Origin of the sequence: Paraburkholderia phenazinium, from assembly GCF_900141745.1 — a bacterium.
Lineage (GTDB): Bacteria > Pseudomonadota > Gammaproteobacteria > Burkholderiales > Burkholderiaceae > Paraburkholderia > Paraburkholderia phenazinium_B.
This window is the reverse complement of the sequence record NZ_FSRM01000002.1, coordinates 470321-484789: the sequence shown is the minus strand read 5'-3', so window position 1 is coordinate 484789 and position 14469 is coordinate 470321. Positions and strand designations below refer to the sequence as shown.

Below are 14469 nucleotides of genomic sequence, written 5' to 3'. Positions count from 1 at the left end.
GTGCGGAAAACTTAGACGTCGAGCAGTTCGACTTCGAACACGAGTGTCGCATTCGGCGGAATCACGCCGCCTGCACCGCGCACGCCGTAGCCGAGTTGCGGCGGAATCGTCAGCTTGCGCACGCCGCCCACCTTCATGCCCTGCACGCCTTCGTCCCAACCTTTGATGACCATGCCGCCGCCCAGCACGAACGCAAACGGATCATTACGGTCCTTGCTGGAGTCGAACTTCTGGCCGTCGGTCAACCAGCCCGTGTAGTGGACGCTGACGGTCTGGCCGGCTTTCGCTTCAGCGCCGGTGCCTTCGATCAGATCTTCGTATTTGAGGCCGGAATCGGTAGTCACGGTCGACATGAGTTGCTCCTTGGGACAAGTCGTAAAAACCGACATTGTAGGCGTTTGAGGCGGCATCGCCCAGAACACCCGGGTTCTTGCCGGGCATGCGGCGCATGAGCGGACAGTGCGACGCATTGGCGACACAACTGCGTCCTGATTCGCGGGGGAGCGTGCCTATAATGAGGACTCTGTTCATCCATACGCACTGCCTAGAGGGCCCAGATCGTGACAACGTCTTCCACCGGAGCCGGCAGCGGCCAGCAGACCGCTTCCGGCGCTTCCTTGTCCGAACGCACTGCGCATCTGTGCGCCGAGGCTGCGCTGTTCATGCGCGACCACGTGCTGTCGCTGGTCTCGCATGATTTACGCGGTCCGCTAAATGCGATCCATAGCTGGGCGTATGTGCTCGAGCGCAAGCTCGACGCCAACGACCCTGCCGCGCAGCGCGCCATCGTCGGTATCCGTAGCGGGGTGGATCAACAGGTCAAGCTGCTGGAATCGATCGTCGATACGACCCGCGCGGGGACGCGCAACCTGGCGCTTGCCCGTTCGCCGTTTCCGTTGCAGGCTTTATTCTCGGATTCGGCTGACGAAGTGCGTTCGGGACTCGCGAGGTCGCGTGGCGTGTCGGTCGCGTTCGACTCGGGTCTTTCCACCGAGCAGTTCAGCGGCGACCGCGAGCGTCTCGCCGCGGCGCTGTGGCTGATGCTCACGTTCGCGGTCGAAGCGAGCGCGGATGGCGCGAAGGTCACGCTTGCGTCCAGTGCCGACGCCACCGCATGGCACGCGCTGGTCACCTTTGACGCAAGCCCGGCGGTCCTCGACGATCCTGCGCTCCCACACCTGCTCGAACCGTTCGCACGTACCCAGGCGCGCGCACCGCGCGAAGCGGGCCGGATCGCGTGGGTGCTGGCGCTGTGCAAGCGTGTGGCCGAAGCGCACGGCGGCACCTTCGAGCAAGGCGAGATGCAGGACGGCCAACCGGCGACGCTTGCACTGCGCATTCCGCTCGCCGCGCCTTGAAGGCACAGTGCCAGGCGGCGCGCAAAGTTCGTCGCCCGCCGAAACTCTTTCATATTGCTTTCGCCCCTATACTGACGACTTTTGTTGCCGGAGCCTTTTCACTTGACTCAGGTCTTCGCCCTTATTGGCGCGTTGTTGCTCGTTGCGCTCAACGGGTTCTTTGTCGCGGCCGAATTCGGCCTGGTGAAGTTGCGGCAAACGCGCGTCAAGAGTCTCGCCGCGCAACACGGCGTGCGCGGCCGCTTGCTGGCAAAGGTGCATGGGCATCTGGATTCGTACCTGTCGGCGTGCCAGCTCGGTATCACGCTCGCTTCGCTGGGCCTTGGCTGGATCGGTGAGCCGGCCTTCGCGGATCTGATGACGCCGGTATTCCGCGTGTTGGGGATCGAATCGGAGAACGTGATTCACGGCGTCTCGCTGTTCTTCGCTTTCTCGTGCATTTCGTTCCTGCATATCGTGGTGGGCGAGCTGGCGCCGAAGTCACTGGCGATCCGTCAGTCCGAGAGGCTTTCGCTGTGGGCTGCCACGCCGCTCTATGCGTTCTACTGGACGATGTATCCGGCTATCTGGGTGCTCAACACCAGCGCCAACGCGGTGCTTCGTCTCGCGGGCCTGACGGCGGATCATGGCGGCGACGCGCATTACTCCACCGAAGAACTGAAACTGATCCTGCGTGGCCGCCATGCCAATATCGCACCCGGCGTGGGCGCGACTGAAGGCGCGTATAGCCAGGACGAATGGAACACGATCGCGCATTCGCTGGACTTCTCGCGCATGACGGTTTCCGATCTGATGCGGCCGGCTCACGAGATGGTCGGACTGCGGCGCGATCTGCCGTTGCGCGAAAACATGCAGGTGGTGGCGCGGCATCGCTTCAGCCGCTATCCGCTGTTCGAAGACGACTCAGGCGAGCGCGTGGCCGGCATGATCCACTTGAAGGATTTGCTGTTGGCACGCCAGGCAGGGAGCACGCTCGACGATCTCTCGAAGTATGTGCGCCCGGTTCAGTACGTGAAACCGGATATGCCCGCGCTTGAGCTGTTCCGACGGTTCCGCAAGGGCGCGCCGCATATGGCGCTGGTAGGACACAAGAACGCGGCGCCGATCGGCTTTCTCACGCTCGACAATCTGCTTGGCGCGCTCGTCGGGCAGATTCACGACGAATTCCGCCAGGGCGATGCCGACTGGACGCGGATGGACGACGGCACGCTGATGGGCAAGGGCAGTTTGCCGGTGGTGTCGCTTGAGCGGGCGTTGGGGATCGATATTGACGAGGGGCGGGCCGAATCGGTCGGCGGTCTGGTGATCCAGGCACTCAACGATATTCCAACGGAGGGTAAGCGCGTGGAGTTCGATCGCTTCGATATCGTCGTCAAGAAGATGAAGGGGCCGCGCATTCTGCTGGTGCGGGTTTATCCAAAACACTTTGATGATGAGGGCGGTTAAGGGGCGCCTGTTATGGGATATCTGCTTGTACTGGGCGTAGGTCTGCTGGCGGGCATGCTAAGCGGCGTGATCGGCACAGGTTCGTCGATGATGTTGATGCCCGTGCTCGTCATGCTGTTCGGTCCGCAGCAAGCGGTGCCGATCATGGCGATTGCCGCAATCATGGGCAATCTCGGCAAGGTCCTCGCGTGGTGGCGTGAAGTCGACTGGCGAGCCTGCGCGGCATATTGCTCGACTGCGGTGCCGGGCGCTGCGCTTGGCGTGCGTACGCTGCTGGCGTTGCCGCCTCATGCCGTCGAACTCGCCCTTGGCATCTTCTTCTTGGCGATGGTGCCGACACGGCGCTGGCTCGCGCGTCGTTCCATCAAGTTCTCGCTGTTGCATCTCGCCTTGATTGGCGGCGTGGTGGGTTTCCTGACGGGCATCGTGGTTTCGACCGGGCCGATTACCGTGCCGGTGTTCATGTCGTACGGGCTCGTGAAGGGTGCGTTTCTCGCCACTGAGGCCGCGGGTTCATTGGCGGTGTACGGCACCAAAGTCGCTGTGTTCAAGCACTTTGGCGCGTTGCCCTTGCATGTGATATTCGATGGCCTGATTACAGGTTCGGCGCTGATGGCCGGCTCGTTTGCCGCGCGCCACGTGGTGGTGCGCATGAGTCCGAACACGTTCAAGCTGGTGGTCGACGGGTTGATGTTGTCCTCGGGGCTGTCGCTGCTGTGGGCGGCCGGGCGGTAGACGGTAGCCCTGCAACGTGAGGCAACGGCCGCGGTCGACGCTTGCCGCCTTCAACCAACAGAAGCCTCGAACACTCGCCGGTAATTACCGCCAAGAATCATCCCCACCTCTTCGTTGCTGAAGCCTTCCGCCAACAACGCATCGGCCAGCGACGGCAATTGCTCATAGCTGCGAAACACCGGCGGCAAGATGAAGCCGAGCATATCCGAGCCTAACCCGACATGTTCGACGCCCACCACATCGGCCATGCGTTTGTAGCCGTGCGCCATGGCCTGCAGATCGGCGAACGTTCCTGAACTCGGCCACACGCCGATCACGCCGCCGGTGCCTGCGATCACGCGCGCATGGTCCGGTGTGATAAGACGGCTACGCGCTGATGGGTGAGTCGCCAAGGCGGTATGCGAAAGGATGAGTGGCTTCGTCGTCGTTTCGGCGGCACGCTTGACCAGATCGTAGGTACCGTGCGCAACGTCCACGACAATGCCTAGCTGGTTGCAACGGCGCACCACGTCCGCGCCGAAGTCGGTCAACCCGCCGTGCAGCGGCGGCTCGGTCTGAATATCGCCGAGTTCATTGACCCGGTAATGTGTGAGCTGCAGATGGCGCAGTTGATGCAGCGTATAGGCTTCATCGACGCGATCGACTCGACCTTCCAGAAAGTCCGCACCCTCAGCGGCGATGATGACACTCGGACCTGCTTTTGCGTTCGCAGACAGCGACGCCGTGTTCGTCACAACCTGCATCTGCTCGCGTTCAACCAGCTCATGGGCACGTTTGAATTCAGCTTGCCCGAGAGCGTATAGTTCGCCATCCTGAGGAATGCGCCATGCTTCGATACGCTTGTGGTCTGCAGTGACGTGAGTCACTGTAGTGTCGGTGACGATGGCGAGACAGATGACGTTCATGCCGCCGGCGCGCATCGGCGCTGCGAGGGGAAGAAAAGGGCGGTTAGCGCCGATCGCCGGATCGCGCGAGACAATCACGCGTCCGGCGTGGCTGTGCATGTCCATGGTCAGCGTGTCGGGAGTGCGCCAGGCGAGCGTGCTATCCGACGCTCGAGCAGCGCTCGACGCAGCGGCGTCCGAAGCCCCGGCATGGACTGCCCCCGCATCCGGTTTCTCGGTGTAACCGGCGAAGCGCCCAGGCGCGCAGGCCGCGAGTCCCAGCGCAGCACCTGAAGCGAGAAACGCGCGCCGACTCGCGCTGCGCGGTGCACGTTCAGGCTGCAAATCGAGTGGTATGGCATCAATGAGTTGATAGCGCCAACCCGCAGGATCGTCAATTAGGCGTTGCAAGCGCCCCGTGAAAGTGACGGCATGCTCCTGCGGCGCGCAAGGCGCGGCCGCATACACCTCGATGGACGACAGCGGATCGCGCGGCAAACAACCGCCGCAGCAAGGAGCATCCGCCGCCAAAAGATAATAGTCGGCTTTATCCGCTGTGGCGTCGAGCGGGATCATCCAGCCGGATAGTTCGACGATCGCGCCGTGCAGTGCATCGGCTTCGCCGCTACGGATACTCGACCAGTCCAGCGTCATAGGCTTTCTCGCAGTCAAGGTTGCAAGGTGGCCGTTAGACTCGCCGATGAGCATCAGTTGGCTCTGGCGTGCAAAAACACTAAGCTCGCGGCACCCCGTCCTCTACCAGCACGGCTACCGGCATCGTCGCCAGTGCGTCGCGCAGATAGAGCACGCCATTGTCCTCGACTTTGGGCGCGGCGGTGCTCATCCAGTCGAACAGCGCACGTGATGTTAACTCATCCGGCATCGCGACCGCAGTATCGTCCCACTGTGCCGCATCGACGAGCGGTAAATCGCTATCTGCGTCGAGCAGACCCGCAGCGAGATGCGTGACGATGATCACGGCCCAGGCGTTGTTATGCCTGCGCGCAAACGCGACCACGTGTGCCGCGTGCTTGCCCGTGACCGTCAGCGGCAGATACGCGCCGTCGCTCAGTAACGAGGGCAGATGCGCGCGCAACGACAGCAAGCGCTGTATGACACCCAGCTTGACGCGTCCGCTGCGCCAGTCCGGCAAAAACTCCGACGGCGGCGTCTCAACGAGCCACGCTTGGCGCTGTGCGAAATCTACGGGACGCCGATTGTCGGGATCGACGAGGCTGAAATCCCACAGCTCGGTGCCTTGATACAGATCCGGGACGCCTGGTGACGTGAGCCGGAGCACGGTCTGTTGCAGGCTATTGATTGCACCGGCCTGGCTAATGCGTGCCACCAATCCGGAGAGCTCGCTCAGGAAGCCGTCGCGTCGTTGCGGTGCGAGGATGTCGAACAGGAAATCGCGGCACGCGTTCTCATACGCTTCGTCAGGCGCAAGCCAGGACGTGCGCAGTTTCGCTTCGCGCAGTGCCTTCAACTGCCATTGCGCGACCCGTTCAGCCAAGGCCTTCACGCCGGTTTCGTCGTCGGGCGAAAGATTGGGCGGCCAGCAGCCCACCAGCGTTTGATACAGCATCGCCTCGGCTGCTGGACCGGGCGCCCAGTCGTGGTCCATGGTGCCCACGCTGCCGTCGGGCGCGCGGCGCTGTGGCGCGTTTAGCGTCGACCATGCGCGCAGCGTTGCGCAACAGTCGTGGGCGATCTCGCTGAGCACCGCAAGACGGGCGCGCACGTCCTCGCCGCGTTTGTGATCGTGCGTAGCGGTAGCAAGCATCGCATGCGGGAAACGTTGCGCGCGTTCGAGGTTCGATGTATGAAACTGATCGACCGAAATGGCGAACTCAGCCGGGTCTGAACCCACCTCATTGCGCGACAACAGGCGCCCATAGCGATAGCACGCCGTATCCTCGACCGCTTTTGCGGCCACAGGCGCAGTCAGTTGCGAAAATAACGTCTGCGCAGTGCGTCGCGACGATCCCGAGTGGCTGAGCGGCGCGTTGTTCAAACCCGGCTGAGCGTTGGCGGTCGAACGAACCGGCGCGGCGTCTTCAGCTGCGCTGCCGCCTAACCAGGCGTCGACCTGTTCCAATGTGGCGTGATCGGCAGGCGAGAGCGTCTGTTTCGCGCCAGCCAGCGCCTGGTTGTAATAGACGTTGTCGGCTTCGGTACGCAGACCATTCTGCGGATACACACGATACACGGGGAAGTGCACCACGAGCTCGGTCAGCACGCGGCGCAATGCAGTGAACGTAAAGTCGCGCGTACCAAGCGAATCGCGCGCGATCCGGTGCAACGCCCGCGCTGCGCGGTCCAGTTCTGCCGAAAGGTTCTCCGCGAGAATCTTGCGTCGCGCCATCATCGCTTCATCGGCGAAATTCGCACTCCTTCCGCTCAGCTCGGCCCATGTCGTAGCGAGCGGTTCGGCGCCGGCCGGATCGTGCAAAAGCGCGCCGACGTCGGTCATAAAGTCGTAGCCGGTTGTGCCGTGGACGGGCCAGTCGTCGCGCAACGGCTCGCCGCGCGCGAGGATTTTCTCGACCACGATATACGGTTCGCCTTCGCGCAATTCGTTGAGCCGCTGCCGCAGCCGCTGGCAGTACTCACGCGGCTCGGCGAGGCCGTCCACGTGGTCGATCCGCACGCCGTCGATCACGCCTTCCGCGTAGAGGCGAAACGGCAGCGCGTGCACTGCGTCGAACACCTCGGGCCGCTCGACGCGCACGCCTGCCAGCGTGCTGATGTCGAAGAAACGCCGCCAGTTCACTTCGTCCGACGCGGTGCGCCACCACGCGAGCCGGAAGTGCTGCCGTTCCAGCAGACGATGCAGCCGATCGCGTGTGACCGCCTCGCCGGGCGCATAGTTTGCCAGCGCCGCGTCGATCGCTTCCGTACCGTTTTGCGCGACGAATTCGCGTAGCAACTCGCACGCTTCGGCGGCGCGGGGCTGGTCTGCGGGCTGCGTGGTCAAGCCCTGAAAGCGTTCGGCGAGTGCACCCAGATCGGCGCGTTCGGCGCTTTGCAGAATCGACGCATAGTCGATCGGGCAGATCGGTCCCACGTGAGGTCCATAGTTTACGTAGAAGCGTCCTGTAGCGGCGGCGAAATGCAGTTCGATCCGGCCGGCCGCTAGTTCGTCGCCGTACGGCGCGCCGAGACACGGCATCAGCACCTTGCCGCGCAATGCCGGATCGGGCGAATGCCAGTCGATGTCGAAATGTCGCGCGTGGGCGCTATGACGCCCCCACTCGAGAATATCGAGCCACCATGCGTTGCTCGATCCGCCCACACCCATATGGTTCGGAACCACATCGATAATCAGTCCCATGCCGCGTTCGCGCAGTTTGTCGACGAGCCGTTTGAGGCCCGCTTCGCCGCCGCATTCGGCGCTCACCTGGGTGTAGTCGACCGTGTCGTAGCCGTGCATCGAACCCGGCTCGGCTGTCGTGATCGGCGACGCGTACAGATGGCTGACGCCGAGCGCAGCGAAGTATTCGACGCGTGCGAGCGCATCATCGAACGTGAAGTCCTTGTGGAACTGAAGCCGGAGTGTGGAACGCGGGACTGTCATGGTGTGTCGGGCCCCGAAGAAGCGGTGGTGGAATGGGAAGCTGAAGTGGCAGAGGCCGAAGCCGAAGCCGGGGTGGCAGCCGAAGCAGCGGTGCTGCGCGCCCGGTCGACCGCCAGCAGCCGGTCGCTGAAGGCCGGCTCGTCGAACAGCTCATCGATCGGCAGCACGAGACGCCGGCGCCAGTTCGGATGCTCGTCGATCGAGCCCGGCAGGTTCGGTTGATCTTCGAGCGCGAGCAGATCCTCGAGCGGATACGTGACGAGCGGTGACGGCGTAGCGGCGACGAAGGCAAGCGCTTCATCCACAGGTGCGCTTTCGGGCGGCGGCGCGGGCACATCCTTCGCGGCGACGCCTGCTTGCTGGAACGCATCCCACAGTAAAGCGCGATCCTCGGCACGCTCGGCTTGCGCCACTTCGACAGGGTCGCGGCCATCGGCGCGCGGCATGGTCTGGCCGATGCGGTTGCGCCAGGTGATGTCGGCGCCGCGCCACCATCCGGTGACGGTCGGCAGGTCGTGGGTGGTGGTCGTGCCCACTGCATTGCGATCCCAACGATTCGGCGGTTTGAAGCCTTTGCCCGATTCGCTGCCTTCGAACCACAGCACGCGAATGCCCTCAATGCCATGCTCGTCGAGCCGCTCGCGGAAGCCCGGCGGTACTGTGCCGAGATCTTCGCCAATCACGATCGAGCGATGGCGCCACGATTCGAGCGCGATTAGCCGCAGCATGTCTTCGAGTGGATAGCGCAGATACGCGCCGTTAGCGGCGCTTTCGCCATCGGGCACGAGCCACAGCCGGCGCAGTCCGAGAATGTGGTCGATGCGCACGCCGCCCGCATGCGCAAACGCGGCGCGCAGCATGTCGATGAACGCCGAAAATCCCTGGGTGCGCATGGCACGCGGCGAGAACGTGGTAAGCCCCCACGCCTGACCGGCCTGGTTGAACAGATCCGGCGGTGCACCGACCGACACGCCTTGCAGCATGTCGTCGCGATACGACCACGCATGGCTGCCCGCGCTGTCGCAGCCGACGGCGAGGTCCGCGATCAGGCCGACCGCCATTCCCGCATCGCGGGCCGCGAGCTGGGCTTGCGAGAGTCCCTTGGCGGCGAGCCATTGCAGGAACAGATAAAACTCCACCTCGTGCCGGTTCGCGTTGGCAAACGCTTCGACTTCCGCGCTGCGCGGATTGCGCAACGCTTCGGGCCAATTACGCCAGTGTCCGTTGGGCTCGGCTTGGGCAAGCTGTACCGCCTGCAACGCTTCGAAGCGCGCGTGATCTTCCAGCGAGCGGCCGCCGTGCACGCAGAACGCGTTGAATTCGAGCGCAAGCGGCGCGTCTTGAGCGCGATCGTGCACGCAGAACTGTTCGAACAATGTGCGCAGCACCTTCAGCTTCAGTCGGACCGCCTTCGGCCAGTCGATCAGGTTCAGCCTTTCCAATTGCGTCCACGTATCGCCGGCTTGGGCTGCTTCAATCGCACCGCGTGCCGCTTGCGCGCCGAACACAGCCTCGACATCGATATGCGTGACGTTGAGCCACAAGCGTGACGACGGCGAATACGGACTGAAGCGCTCCGGCTCGGCGCTGAACATCGCATGCGTGGGGCTGACGGCGAGCGCGTGGGCGCCGCGCTTCGCACTTTCGACAGCAAGACGCGAGAGTGCGGAATAGTCGCCAATACCGCCGTCGCCGGTGCGGCGCAAGCCGTAGAGTTGTGCAGCCACGCCCCACAACGGCCGCATCGGCTCGTTCCGCGACGCCTGCCATGCATCCGCCACCGTATAGCAGCGTGCTGGCGCAACCGCGAGCGTGACGCGGTGATCGTTGATGATGAGCGTGTGATAGCCGGGTTCATCGATCGGTGACAGCAGCGCCGCTTCGCCTTTTGGCGCCGTGAAGCGGCCATCGATCTGCGAACCGCTTTCGAGTTCGATCCGATAGTGGCTGCCGGATTTGATCGCGGCCAGCGGCAGCGCGATGCCGCGCTCGCATTCGGCGGTCATCAGCGGCGGCAGCTTGCGGCCGGACAGTTCTGCTTCGAGCGCCGCGGTGCTCTGGCGCGTCTGGGTCGCGTTGCCGCACGGCAGACCCATGCGGTCGAGCAGCACGGAGAGCGTGCTTTCGGGCACGCGCTGCGTAACGTGATGTGCGTTTTGCCATTCGACTTCGAAGCCCGCACGCGCGGCGAGGCTGTCGATCGAACCGGCAGGGCGACGAGCGGGGCTCATGCGTGCCACTCCCGTTCGATCACCTTGCGCGCATCGTGAGTGTTGGCGTATTCGCAGACGTCGCCAGTCATCCACGCGATGCATGTATGCGACGGCAGTTGATGGCCCTCGATACGATCGCGCGCACGCGGCGGGGTCTCGAAGATCACCTTGCCTGGGGGTATGTCGGAAAGCTTCACGTCGTCGGAACCCAGATTGAGCGCAATGGAAAGCGTTTCGCCATCGCCAAGCCGCCAGCGGGCGACAAGCGCGTTGGTGTCGCTGCCGTCCTGCGCAGTGAGCACGCTTGCGCCGAGTGCCTTTGAATGCTCGAGGCGCGGTGTAATCAGCTTGGCGCGCACGGCGAGCGCGGATTTATAGAAGTGCATCCAGTCGAGTCGTTCCTGAGCGTTAGGGTGTGCAGCGTTATCCACGGGCGGCGACGATGCGGCGAAGGTCTGCGGCGCGTTGGGGTCGGGAATCTGCGCGCGGCGTTTTTCGTCGCTAAAGGAAGCGAAGCGCGCGAACTCGCGGCGCCGTCCTTCGCGCACGGCGTCGGCGAGGTCACCCGCGTAGTCGGTGAAGAAGAGGAACGGCTGGTCGGAGCCGAATTCCTCGTCCATGAACAGCAGCGGAATCTGCGGGGATAGCAGCAACAGGGCGGTGGCAGCACGCAGCGCGTCTGGAGTGCTGAGCTTGCGCAGACGCTCGCCAAAGGCACGGTTGCCGATCTGGTCATGATTCTGCAGGAACATCACGAACGAAGTGGGCGACACGTGTCCGCTTGGTTCGCCGCGCGGCTTGCCGTCGTGGATCGGTGAAGGCTCGCCCTGGTACACAAAGCCCTCGCCAAGCACGCGTGCCAGTTTGCGGATCGGCTGATCCGCAAACGCGTGGTAATAGCCTTCGGTCTCGCCGGTCAGCAAAACGTGCAGCGTATTGTGCGCATCGTCGTTCCACTGCGCATCGAAATGCGTTTCGAGCAGACTGGCCGAGTTGTGCTCGTTTTCGAGCACCAGATGCACATGACGGCCATGCCTCACCTTGGCGCGAATATGGTCCGAGAGATCGCGCAGCCATTCGTGATTGTCGATGGCGTGCACGGCGTCGAAGCGCAGGCCATCGAAGCGATACTCGTTGATCCAGTAGAGCGCGTTATCGCAGAAGAAATCGCTGACTTCCGTGCGATTGAAATCGATCGCCGGTCCCCAGGGCGTATGCGTGCCTTCGCGAAAGAACGGCTTGGCATACTGGTGCAGATAGTTACCGTCGGGGCCGAAGTGGTTGTAGACGACGTCGAGGAACACGTTAAGACCGAGACCGTGGGCCGCGTCGATCAGCGCTTTCAACTCGTCGGGGCGGCCATAGGCCGAATCAGGAGCGTAAGGCAGCACGCCGTCGTAGCCCCAGTTTCGCTCGCCTGGAAAGTCGTTTAGCGGCATTAACTCAATGGCCGTCACGCCCAGTTCGGCAATCGCGGGCAGACGTTCCATCACGCCGGCATAGCCGCCGAGCGTGCCGACATGCAATTCGTACAAGACGGTCTCTTCCCACGGCCGGCCATGCCAATGCGCGTGCTGCCATGTGTAGGCGCGCGGATCGATCACTTCGCTCGGACCATGCACGTCCTGCGGCTGGAAGCGCGAAGCAGGATCGGGCACGGCCAGTTCACCGTCGAGCCGGTAGCGGTACAAGGTGCCCACGCCGCAATCGACCTCAGTTTCGAACCAGCCGTTACCGGTCGACGTCATTTCGTACGTGCCGGCAGCAGCAGCCGGGCCTTCGATCTCTACCTGTACCGCCTTGCACGACGGCGCCCAGAAGCGAAAGCGCGTGCGCGGCCTGGCGCTCGCTGCGCCGAGCAACTGCGCGCCGAACGGCAGGCAATGCGCATGATGACGCGCATGAGGATCAATCGGACTTTCGGACATGATTCATCACCATTCGGTTTTGCTCCGCCACCTCGGGTCCGCACAACATTACGTGTGCGATTCGCCGTCGGTGGGCGACTGCGTGCCCGGATCAGGCGGCAACGCCGTCAATAGCCGCTGGCCGTGTTGCGGACCCGCTTTCCAGCCGGCCTGCCAATCCGCATCTCCTACCGCTTGCGCGGCCAGGATGACGAGGCCGTGTGCCGCCACTTCGACCTCTGGCATGGCCAGCGGATGAGTTGGCGAATCGGGGTTCGCGGTATCTAGCAGCATGCGCCATTCCAGGTGCGGCGGGGGCGGCGAAAAACGCAACGTGTCGCCCGACGCATTGAGCATCATCAACAATACTTCGGTTTCGCCATTGATTCCGGGACCGGCGCGGCGCAACGTCAGCGCGCGTCCTTCAGGGTCTTGCCAGGCCTCGATGGTCAAGGGATCGCCGCGCTCGTCGAACCAGCCAATGTCGTAGAGGCCGGGCAGCACTTCGCGGTCGCCGAACAGAAAACGCGTCTCGCGCAGCAGCGGATGTTGCTTGCGCAAGCCAATCACGCGAGCCACAAACTCGGTCATCCTGCGACCTTCTTCCGAGCCCGCGCGCTCCCAGTCGATCCATGATAATTCGTTGTCCTGGCAGTAGGCATTGTTGTTGCCGTTCTGCGTGCGGCAGGCTTCGTCGCCGGCCAGTAGCATCGGCGTGCCGAGCGCCATGAACAGCGTCGCCACTAGCGAGCGCGCCACGCGCGCGCGAGTTTCCAGAATCGCGGGATCTTCCGTGGGACCTTCCACGCCCCAGTTGGAACTGCAGTTCTCGTTATGCCCGTCGTTGTTATTTTCGTTGTTGGCTTCGTTATGCTTTTGCTCGTACGCAGTCATGTCGGCGAGCGTAAAGCCATCGTGCGATGCGACGAAATTTACCGACGCCCACGGCTTTCTGAAGCGGCGGTTAAACAGATCCGCGGAACCAGTCAGGCGCGCCGCAAGATCGGGCCGCAGCCCTGCGTCGCCGCGCCAGAAACGGCGCACGGTATCGCGGAAGCGGTCGTTCCATTCGGCGAAGCCCGGCGGATGATTGCCGAGTTGATAGCCGCCGGGGCCGATGTCCCACGGCTCGGAAATCAGCTTGCGTTGCGACAGGATGGGATCCTGGCGCAGCGCGTCGAAAAAGCCCGAGCCCGGATCGAAGCCCGAGTGCTCGCGGCCTAACGTCACGCCGAGATCGAAACGGAAGCCGTCGATGTTGAATTTCGTCGACCAGTAGCGCAGCGAATCCATCACCATCTGCAGAACGCGCGGATGCGGCAGGTTCAGTGTGTTGCCGCAGCCGGTATCGTTGATATGGTGACGCTCGTCGCCGGGCACGAGGCGGTAGTAGCTGGCGTTGTCGAGCCCGCGCCACGAGACCGTCGGGCCCATCTCGCCGCCTTCGCAGGTGTGGTTGTAGACCACATCGAGGATCACTTCGATGCCCGCGGCATGCAACTGCCGCACGGCAATGCGCATTTCGTCGAGCCGGTGCGTGCTCAGATACGACGGCTCCGGTGCAAAAAACGACGCGGTGTTGTAACCCCAGTAGTTGCGCAACCCGCGCTCCACCAGAAAGCGGTCGTTCAGGAACGCATGCACGGGCAGCAGTTCGACAGCAGTCACACCGAGCTTTTGCAGATGGTCGATGAATTCCGGCGAGGACAGTGCCGCGAATGTGCCGCGCTCATGCGTGCGCAGATCGGGCCGCAGCATCGAGGCACCACGCACATGCGTTTCGTAGATGACGGTCTCGCCCCACGGCACGTTCGGCCGTGCGTCGTGCGACCAGTCGAACGCTTCGTCGATGACCACGCACTTCGGCATGCCCGGCGCCGAGTCGCGCCGGTCGATCGAAAGATCGAGCCGGTTCGAATGCACGCGATAGCTGAACAGCGCATCGGACCAGCGGAACTGTCCGACCAGCTTGCGCGCGTAGGGGTCGAGCAGCAGCTTGTGCGGGTTAAAACGGTGTCCGTTCTGCGGCTGATAGGGGCCATGCGCGCGAAAGCCGTAGGCGGTGCCGGGATGCGCGTTCGGCAGATAGCCGTGCCAGACCTCGTCCGTGCACTCGGGCAGCGTGAAGCGCCTGATTTCCTTGCGGCCGGTCGGATCGAACAGGCACAGCTCGATCTGCTGGGCATTGGCCGAAAACACCGCGAAGTTGACACCGAGGCCGTCCCAGCTCGCCCCTAGTGGATAGGGCGAGCCCGGCAACAGCCGGTCGGGTAATACATGCGACATGGTTCCCGTCCTTGTTCTGATTGGTCGTGTCTTGCGGGGCCGCCCACCCGTTCTTTGCCT

9 protein-coding genes are annotated in these 14469 nt (G+C 63.4%); 3 read left to right on the top strand and 6 right to left on the bottom strand.

The genetic code is table 11. From position 1 onward, the window contains the following. Positions 1 to 11: 11 nt before the first annotated feature. The gene (locus tag BUS06_RS22235; protein WP_074266595.1) at positions 12 to 353 is read right to left on the bottom strand and encodes an FKBP-type peptidyl-prolyl cis-trans isomerase; all 342 of its coding nucleotides are present in this window, start codon (positions 351 to 353) and stop codon (positions 12 to 14) included. 207 nt (positions 354 to 560) lie between these two features. Here BUS06_RS22235 and BUS06_RS22230 point away from each other — a divergent pair, with 207 nt between their 5' ends. The 3 genes from BUS06_RS22230 to BUS06_RS22220 all read left to right on the top strand — a co-directional run bounded on the left by BUS06_RS22230 (position 561) and on the right by BUS06_RS22220 (position 3539). Further along, the gene (locus tag BUS06_RS22230; RefSeq protein ID WP_074266594.1) at positions 561 to 1358 is read left to right on the top strand and encodes a sensor histidine kinase; all 798 of its coding nucleotides are present in this window, start codon (positions 561 to 563) and stop codon (positions 1356 to 1358) included. Between the two features lie 102 nt (positions 1359 to 1460). Next, complete coding sequence (locus BUS06_RS22225; protein WP_074266593.1) at positions 1461 to 2804, top strand: hemolysin family protein; 1344 nt, start codon at positions 1461 to 1463, stop codon at positions 2802 to 2804. 12 nt (positions 2805 to 2816) lie between these two features. Further along, positions 2817 to 3539 carry a sulfite exporter TauE/SafE family protein gene (locus BUS06_RS22220; RefSeq protein ID WP_074266592.1) on the top strand — a complete coding sequence of 241 codons (723 nt, stop codon included), beginning with the start codon at positions 2817 to 2819 and terminating at the stop codon, positions 3537 to 3539. A 50-nt stretch (positions 3540 to 3589) separates the two neighbouring features. Here BUS06_RS22220 and BUS06_RS22215 read toward each other — a convergent pair whose 3' ends face one another. From BUS06_RS22215 to glgX, 5 genes are all read right to left on the bottom strand, one after another. Continuing rightward, positions 3590 to 5077, bottom strand: coding sequence for a dipeptidase (locus tag BUS06_RS22215; protein WP_074266591.1), 1488 nt, complete (start codon positions 5075 to 5077; stop codon positions 3590 to 3592). A 79-nt stretch (positions 5078 to 5156) separates the two neighbouring features. Continuing rightward, on the bottom strand, positions 5157 to 8003 hold the full coding sequence (treY, locus tag BUS06_RS22210) for a malto-oligosyltrehalose synthase (RefSeq protein ID WP_074266590.1): 2847 nt from the start codon (positions 8001 to 8003) through the stop codon (positions 5157 to 5159). Then, a complete protein-coding gene (gene malQ / locus BUS06_RS22205) occupies positions 8000 to 10234 on the bottom strand; it encodes a 4-alpha-glucanotransferase (protein WP_074266589.1) in 2235 nt (744 codons plus the stop codon). Before malQ ends, treY begins: the two co-directional genes overlap by 4 nt. Beyond that, positions 10231 to 12144: a malto-oligosyltrehalose trehalohydrolase gene (gene treZ, locus BUS06_RS22200; protein ID WP_074266588.1), complete on the bottom strand. Its 1914-nt coding sequence runs from the start codon at positions 12142 to 12144 to the stop codon at positions 10231 to 10233. The genes malQ and treZ overlap by 4 nt, the downstream gene beginning before the upstream one ends. Positions 12145 to 12192: 48 nt before the next feature. After that, positions 12193 to 14409: a glycogen debranching protein GlgX gene (gene glgX, locus BUS06_RS22195; RefSeq protein WP_074266587.1), complete on the bottom strand. Its 2217-nt coding sequence runs from the start codon at positions 14407 to 14409 to the stop codon at positions 12193 to 12195. Between the last annotated feature and the right edge of the window lie 60 nt (positions 14410 to 14469).